Annotated in this window: 3 protein-coding genes and 1 pseudogene; 1 reads left to right on the top strand and 3 read right to left on the bottom strand. The window is 61.6% G+C overall.

The genetic code is table 11. The annotated features are described in order from the left end of the window. The coding region (locus K675_RS31170; RefSeq protein ID WP_037006972.1) for an aldehyde dehydrogenase family protein at nt 1-350 on the bottom strand (350 nt) is incomplete at its 3' end. Between the two features lie 11 nt (nt 351-361). Next, nucleotides 362-1,747 carry a glutamine synthetase family protein gene (locus K675_RS0120985; protein ID WP_017905438.1) on the bottom strand — a complete coding sequence of 462 codons (1,386 nt, stop codon included), beginning with the start codon at nt 1,745-1,747 and terminating at the stop codon, nt 362-364. 207 nt (nt 1,748-1,954) lie between these two features. On the opposite strand from K675_RS0120985, the gene K675_RS0120990 reads away from it, so the two are divergent. Next, nucleotides 1,955-2,842, top strand: a complete 888-nt coding sequence (locus K675_RS0120990) for a LysR family transcriptional regulator (protein ID WP_017905439.1) — start codon at nt 1,955-1,957, stop codon at nt 2,840-2,842. Nucleotides 2,843-2,921: 79 nt separating this feature from the next. Here K675_RS0120990 and K675_RS31175 read toward each other — a convergent pair. Next, nucleotides 2,922-3,179, bottom strand: a pseudogene (locus K675_RS31175) (integrase core domain-containing protein); the annotation flags it as partial. Nucleotides 3,180-3,856 lie beyond the last annotated feature (677 nt).

Here is a 3,856-nt window from a genome sequence, read left to right on the forward strand (position 1 = left end):
AGCGAATCGCTGATGGGCTTGCCCATGTCCAGGGTTTCCAGCAGCGCCAGTTCCTCGGCATGGGCCAGCAGCAGGTCGGCGAAACCGATGAGCACGCGCTTGCGCTGCGCCGGTGCCTGGTTGCGCCAGTCACCGCGTTCGAAACTCGCACGGGCGGCCTGCACCGCCAGTTCGGCGTCTTCGGCCAGGCAACTGGCGACGTCCGCCAGCAGCCGGCCATCGACCGGGCTGGACTTGGCGAATGAACCAGCGGCCACCGCCTCCCGATAACGGCCGTCGATGAAGGCCCGGCCTTCGATATTCAGGCCGTTGAAACGCTGTTCCCACTGTTCACGTGTGATCGTTTTCATTGCCGACCTCCTCAGACGGTGTGCAGGTACCAGTTGTATTCGAGGTCCGAGATGGTGGTTTCGAACTCCTGCATCTCGGCTTCCTTGCACGCGACGAAGATGTCGATGTACTCGGGGCTGATGTACTGGTTCAGCACTTCGCTGTCGTCCAGCTCGCGCAAGGCGTCGCGCAGGTTGTTCGGCAGGCTCTGCTCCAGTTGCTCATAGGCGTTGCCATCGATCGGGTCGCCAGGTTCGAGCTGGTGGGTCAGGCCGTGGTGAATACCGGCCAGGATCGAGGCCATCATCAGATACGGATTGGCGTCGGCACCGGCCACGCGGTGTTCGATGCGAATCGCATCAGAGCCGCCGGTGGGCACGCGCACCGCCACGGTGCGGTTGTCCAGGCCCCAGCTCGGGGCGTTGGGCACGTAGAACTGCGCGCCAAAACGGCGGTAGGAGTTCACGTTCGGGCACAGGAAGGCCATCGACGCCGGCATGGTTTCCAGAACGCCGGCGATCGCGTGGCGCAGCGGTGCGTGGGTCAGCGGGTCGTCGGTGGCGAAAATGTTCTTGCCGGTGTTCTTGTCGATCAGCGAGATGTGCACGTGCAGGCCGTTGCCCGCCTGGCCCGGATAGGGCTTGGCCATGAAGGTCGAGTCCATCTCGTGGTCGTAGGCGATGTTCTTCACCAGGCGCTTGAGCAGTACCGCGTAGTCGCAGGCCTTGAGCGCATCCTCGACGTGGTGCAGGTTGACCTCGAACTGCGCGGGCGCACTTTCCTTGACGATCGCGTCGGCCGGGATGCCCTGCTCCTTGGCCGCTTCGAGCATGTCCTGGAGGCAGTCGACGTACTCGTCGAGGTCGTCGATCAGGTACACCTGGGTCGAGATCGGGCGCTTGCCGGAAATCGGCGAACGCGGTGGCTGTGGCCGGCCGTTCACGTTTTCCTGGTCGATCAGGTAGAACTCCAGCTCAAACGCCGCGCAGATGGTCAGGCCCAGCGCATCGAACTTCTGCACCACCTGGCGCAGCACTTCCCGCGGGTCGGCGAAGAACGGCCGGCCGTCGAGTTCGTGCATGGTCATCAGCAGTTGGGCGGTGGGCCGCTTCTGCCAGGGCTCGGCACTCAAGGTGTTGGGAATCGGGTAGCAGATGCGGTCGGCATCGCCGATGTCCAGGCCCAGGCCGGAGCTTTCGACGGTGGAGCCGTTGATATCCAGGGCGAACAGCGAGGCCGGCAGGTTGATACCTTTCTCGTAGACCTTGTGCAGGCTGCCGCGCTCGACGCGCTTGCCACGCACGACACCGTTCATGTCGGTGATCAGCAGGTCGACGAACTGAATGTCGGGATTCTCCTTGAGGAAGGTGTTCGCTTCATTGAGCTGCACGACACGAGGGGAGACTGGGGCGTTCATGAGGGGGTACATCCTTGGCGCTGACGGGCTCCGGCGAAAGGGTTCGCGAGCCGGTGCAGCGTATTTGTTATTTGGCGTGGCCGCGGGCGGTGGTCCTGCACAGACCTGCGCACCCGTCCATGTGCCATTGATTCGCAGTAGCACGCCGAGTATAAGATGGCACTCACGCAAGCCACATCGGCAAACTGGCAAAGGAAGATTGCAACGATGCAATATCAAGTCACCCACAGTGACCTGCACCTGGTGCTGGCATTGGTGCGCGGACGCACCCTGGCCAGGGCCGCCGAGCAACTGCAGGTGGATGTGTCGACGGTATTCCGGGCGATCCGCAAGCTGGAGGCCAACCTGGAAGTCGCGCTCTTCGACAAGAACCGCCGCGGCTACACCCCCACCGAGAGCGCCAAGGCAATCGCCGAGCAGGCCGAACGGGCCGAGCAGGCGCTCGAGACGGCCCGCATCGCCCTGGCCCACGGGGAAAACGTCATCAGTGGCACGGTGCGCCTGACCTGTACCGATGCGGTGTTGCGCAGCCTGCTGCTGCCGGGGCTTGCCACTCTGATGCCACGCTACCCGGCCATCGCCCTGGAAATCGCCACCTCCAACAACTTCGCCAGCCTGAGCCGACGCGACGCCGACATCGCCCTGCGCCTGTCCAACTCGCCCCCCGAGCACCTGGTGGGACGGCGCCTGGGCAAGAGTTCCTATTTCGTCTGCGGGCATGCCAGTTACCGCGAGGGCTATCGGCAGTCGCCGACCGATCAGCCTTGGATCGCCCCGAACGACTCACTGGCGGACCACCTGTCGGTGGTGTGGCGCCAGCAGGTCTACCCCGGCCTGGTGCCGCGCTATCGCTGCAGCAGCATGTCCTCGGTCGGCGGCCTGGTCGGTGCCGGCCTGGGCGTGGCGGCCCTGCCCGACTTCATGGTCGACAGCCTCGAAGGGGTCGAGCGGCTGAGCGAGCCGCTGGAAGGTTGCGATACGGATATCTGGTTGCTGACGCGTCCGGATAATCTGTCGCTGCGCTCGGTGCAGATTCTGTTTGATGAGATGGCTAATTTGCTTAGGGGGATGATTGAGAGCGGGAGTGGGCGGTAGAGCTGGGTGGTGTACCCAAGCCGTGATGGTTCCCCCCTGCTATACGTGACAGCGCGGTCAAAGCGCACCGGTGTAGTGGTCAACAATTCCCGGACACAGAATTGAGTTTTTCTTCCGCAACCGCCGGCGGTACGAAACCGTTGTGCTGATGCGGCCTTGTCCAGTTATACCGCTGCATGAGGTAGCGGCCGATGTCCTGCTCGGCCAACGCTGTCGTCATGTAACCCACCGTCGGCACCCACTCCGTTTTCAAGCTACGAAACAGCCGCTCCATGGGGGCGTTGTCGTAGCAATTTCCCCGCCGACTCATGCTTTGGGTCATCCGATAGCGCCAGAGCGGAAATGGGGACGCATTTATTTTAGCGGAAATGGGGACGCATTCGGAAATGGGGACGCGGAAATGGGGACGCATTTATTTTTATTAGCGCTGCAAATCGCGAAAAATGCATCTACCCCCGTTTCCGAGGGAAAAGCCGAGTTCAGGGTATCGGAAGGGTATTTTTCTTGCAGATCATTGAGAAAACGGAGTGGCTTTGATCGACCTTTCCCACGGCCTTTGCATTGATCCAGCCTTTACCGGCAGCTAGTGTTGAATCGTCGCTGCAAGTTCAGCGACCGGGCTGGACACCCGTGTGTTTCGTTTTTTGGAATGTAGCCGCACAATACCGCGCTAGCGGTATCCTTGTGTCTGCTTTATGGCAGGCCGTGCACGGGACACCTGTGATGGGTGTGCCGGGTTCTACATTCCCCGGTTGTCCACCCGTGCACGGTTTGCCACCTATTCGCTGGACACGAGAGAGGGCGAACTCCCGAAGGTTTTTGAATGTGGAGAAACACCCGTGACCAAAAAAATCACACCCGACCCACCACCCTACCGTACATCCAGCCTTTCTGAAAAAGGCGACTATTTACGCAGTGTCATGCGTAAAGCCCTCGACCAGATCAACTCAGACCCACCTGCGCCGCTGCTGGATCGTGTCCCTAGAAGTGGTGTAACTGAACCAACCGAAGGCG

The sequence above is a fragment of the Pseudomonas fuscovaginae SE-1 genome, from assembly GCF_000364705.1.
GTDB classification, from domain to species: Bacteria; Pseudomonadota; Gammaproteobacteria; order Pseudomonadales; family Pseudomonadaceae; genus Aquipseudomonas; species Aquipseudomonas fuscovaginae_A.

Excerpts from the sequence above, each read along its gene's own strand:
- K675_RS0120990 (WP_017905439.1), top strand. The coding sequence starts at position 1,955 with ATGCAATATCAAGTCACCCACAGTGACCTGCACCTGGTGCTGGCATTG.
- K675_RS0120985 (WP_017905438.1), bottom strand. The coding sequence starts at position 1,747 with ATGAACGCCCCAGTCTCCCCTCGTGTCGTGCAGCTCAATGAAGCGAAC.